Source organism: Cellulomonas sp. PS-H5 (assembly GCF_019265565.1).
Lineage (GTDB): Bacteria > Actinomycetota > Actinomycetes > Actinomycetales > Cellulomonadaceae > Cellulomonas.
This window is the reverse complement of record NZ_JAHVCI010000119.1, coordinates 1-3,341: the sequence shown is the minus strand read 5'-3', so window position 1 is coordinate 3,341 and position 3,341 is coordinate 1. Positions and strand designations below refer to the sequence as shown.

Sequence of the window (3,341 nt, the reverse complement as noted above, 5' to 3'; positions counted from 1 at the left end):
CGCCGCGGAGGAGCAGGCCGCCGCCGAGGCCGCGGCCGCCGCGCGGGCGGGCGCGGGGTCCGGCTCCGGCGGGGCCCCCGCGGGCGCGCCGAGCAACCCCGGCATCGCGGGCTGGGTCGACGGCCGCCCGGTCGACGCCCAGGGCGACGTGCTGTGGGTGACGTCGGTGCCCACCGCCGACGGCGACGGCTCTAACGGCCACATGCCCGCCTCGCAGATGTGCCAGGTGCCCTGGGGCACCGACCAGCTGGGGTTCGCCCAGTACCTGCGCTGCGACGCCGCCGACGCGCTCACCGCGCTGAACGAGGCGTTCCGGGCCCGGTTCGGGGCGTCGCTCGACATGGACCTCACCTACCGGTCCTACGACGACCAGGTGGCGATGAAAGCGGCGTTCGGCGGGCTCGCCGCGGCACCCGGCACGTCGTCGCACGGGCTCGGCACCGCGCTGGACGTGCAGGAGTGGGTCGGCACCTACGGGTTCGGCACCGCCCGGTACGACTGGCTGGTCGCGAACGGGCCGACCTACGGCTGGTACGCCCCGGCCCGCGTCCGGCAGGGGCAGCCCTACGCCGAGTACTGGCACTTCGAGTACGGCCCCGGCCGCACCTCCTGACCCGCGGGCCGGTCGACCGGTCCGGCCCGGGGTCCTGTGGCACAGTGACGAGGTACCCCGGCCGCCGCCGACGGGGGCGGCGACGAGGCCGCGCCCGGACGGCCGGGCGCGATGCCCAGGAGGCCTCTGCATGACCGCGACCGCTCCGACCGGGACGTCCCCGTCGCCCACCCCTGTGACGCCCGCCCCGCGCACCTCCTCCCCCCTGACGACGGCGCTCGCCCAGCTGTCGTCGGCCGTCGACCTGCTCGGGTACGACGACGGCCTGCACCAGATGCTCGCCACCCCGCGCCGCGAGCTGCACGTCGCCGTGCCCCTGCGCCGGGACGACGGCCGGATCGAGCTGCTGTCCGGCTACCGGGTGCAGCACAACATCTCCCGGGGCCCCGGCAAGGGCGGCCTGCGGTACGCCCCGGGCGTCGACATCGACGAGGTCCGGGCGCTGGCGATGTGGATGACCTGGAAGTGCGCCGTCGTCGACCTGCCCTACGGCGGCGCCAAGGGCGGCGTGGCGATCGACCCGCGCGGCTACTCCCCCGCCGAGCTCGAGCGCGTCACCCGGCGGTACACCTCCGAGGTCATGCCGATCATCGGACCGGAGCGGGACATCATGGCGCCCGACGTCGGCACCACCGAGCAGACGATGAGCTGGGTCATGGACACGTACTCGGTGAACTCCGGGTACACGATCCCCGCCGTCGTCACGGGCAAGCCGATCGCGGTCGGCGGCTCGCTCGGCCGGGCGACGGCCACCTCGCGCGGTGTCGTGCACGCCACCGCCGCGGCGCTCGCCGACGCCGGCACCGAGCTGTCCGAGGTCACCGCCGCGGTGCAGGGCTTCGGCAAGGTCGGCTCGCACGCGGCGCGGTTCCTGGCCGAGGGCGGCGCGCGGGTCGTCGCGGTGAGCGACCAGTACGGCGGCGTGCACGCGCCGGGCGGCCTGGACGTCGCGGCGCTGCTGAGCCACGTCGCCGAGACCGGGTCGGTCGTCGACCTCCCGGGCGCCGACCCGCTGACCAACGCGGAGCTGCTGGCGCTCGACGTCGACGTGCTCATCCCCGCAGCCACCGAGGACGTGCTGGACGAGGAGGCCGCCGCCTCGGTCAAGGCCCGCTGGGTGGTGGAGGGCGCGAACGGCCCGACGACCAGCGCGGGCGACCGGGTGCTCGCCGACCGCGGCATCACCGTCGTCCCCGACATCCTGGCGAACGCCGGCGGCGTGGTGGTCTCGTACTTCGAGTGGGTGCAGGCGCAGCAGGCGTACTGGTGGACCGAGCGCGAGATCGAGGACCGGCTGGAGCAGCGGATGCGCTCCGCCTACGCCGCCGTGGCGCAGCGGGCCCGGGCCGACGGCATCACGCTGCGGGACGCGGCCCTGGTGATCGGGGTGCGGCGGGTGGCCGAGGCGCACCAGCTCCGCGGGCTGTACCCCTGATCCGCGCCGCGGCGCGCGTGTGACGCGGGACGCGGCCGGGCCCGGGAAGTCCCCGGGTGCCGGCCGCGTTGCCCCTGAGGTGAGCACCCCCGACGCCACCCGCGCGCACCAGCCCGTCGTCCGCCCCGAGGTCCCCCTGTCCGTGCTGGACCTGTCCCCCGTCGGGACCGGGGCCACCAGCGCCGACGCGCTCGCCGACTCCACCGCGCTCGCCCGGCGCGCCGACGCCCTGGGCTACCGCCGGTTCTGGGTCGCCGAGCACCACAGCATGCCCGCGGTCGCGTCGACCTCCCCCGGCGTGCTGCTCGCGCACCTCGCCGCGTCGACCGAGCGCATCCGGGTCGGCTCCGGCGGCGTCATGCTGCCGAACCACCCGCCGCTGGTGATCGCCGAGCAGTTCGCGATGCTGGAGGCGCTGCACCCGGGCCGCGTCGACCTGGGCATCGGCCGCGCGCCGGGCGCCGACCCGATGACGGCCGCCGCGCTGCGCCGCACCGTCGAGGGCCTGGGCGCCGAGGACTTCCCGGCCGAGCTGCTCGACGTGCTGCACCTGCTGGGCCAGCTGCCGGCCGGCCGCGCCGCGTCCGCCGTCGCGCAGCGGCTGCGCGCCACCCCGGTGCCCGCCGGCACCCCCGAGGTCTGGCTGCTGGGCTCGTCGACGTTCAGCGCGCAGCTCGCCGGCGAGCTCGGCCTGCCGTTCTCCTACGCGCACCACTTCGGCACCGGCATCACGACGACCGCGGCGGAGGTGTACCGCTCGGCGTTCCGGCCGTCCGAGGTGCTGGACGCCCCGCACCTCATGGTGTCGGCGTCGGTGATCGTGGCCGAGTCGGAGGAGCGGGCGCAGTGGTTGGCCGGTCCGTCGAAGGTCATGGCGCTGCGGCTGCGGAGCCGGGGCGCGCTCGCGCCGATCGAGACGCCGGAGGACGCCGAGAAGCTGCTCGCGGACCTCGACCCGGTGCAGGCGGCGGAGTTCTTCGCGAAGGTGGCGGGCACGCAGATCGCGACCACGGCGGAGCCGGCCGCGGCGGCGCTGCGCGAGCTGGTGGAGCGCACCGGCGCGGACGAGCTGATCGTCACGGCGACCACCCACGCGGTCGAGGACCGCATCGCGACCCTGGAGGCCCTGGCCGCCGCCTGGTGACCCGGCGCGGCCTCGGGGCGCGGCGCCGCGACACCGGTGCACGCCACCTACGGTCTCCGGTCTCGCCACCTCCGGTCGGAGGTCGCGAGGCCGGAGACCGTAGGCGGCACGATCCCACCGGATTCTCGCGCCGCGCCCTGATCGATCGG

At 76.4% G+C, this 3,341-nt stretch carries 3 protein-coding genes; all 3 read left to right on the top strand.

Annotated elements, in window-relative coordinates:
* Positions 1–613, top strand: a 613-nt coding sequence (locus J5O08_RS20440) for a D-alanyl-D-alanine carboxypeptidase family protein (RefSeq protein WP_218708742.1), incomplete at its 5' end; no start/stop codon positions are given.
* A 130-nt stretch (positions 614–743) separates the two neighbouring features.
* Complete coding sequence (locus tag J5O08_RS20435; protein ID WP_218708740.1) at positions 744–2,048, top strand: Glu/Leu/Phe/Val dehydrogenase; 1,305 nt, start codon at positions 744–746, stop codon at positions 2,046–2,048.
* 79 nt (positions 2,049–2,127) lie between these two features.
* Complete coding sequence (locus tag J5O08_RS20430; protein WP_308281753.1) at positions 2,128–3,192, top strand: LLM class flavin-dependent oxidoreductase; 1,065 nt, start codon at positions 2,128–2,130, stop codon at positions 3,190–3,192.
* Positions 3,193–3,341 lie beyond the last annotated feature (149 nt).

Excerpts from the sequence above, each read along its gene's own strand:
- J5O08_RS20435 (WP_218708740.1), top strand. The coding sequence starts at position 744 with ATGACCGCGACCGCTCCGACCGGGACGTCCCCGTCGCCCACCCCTGTG.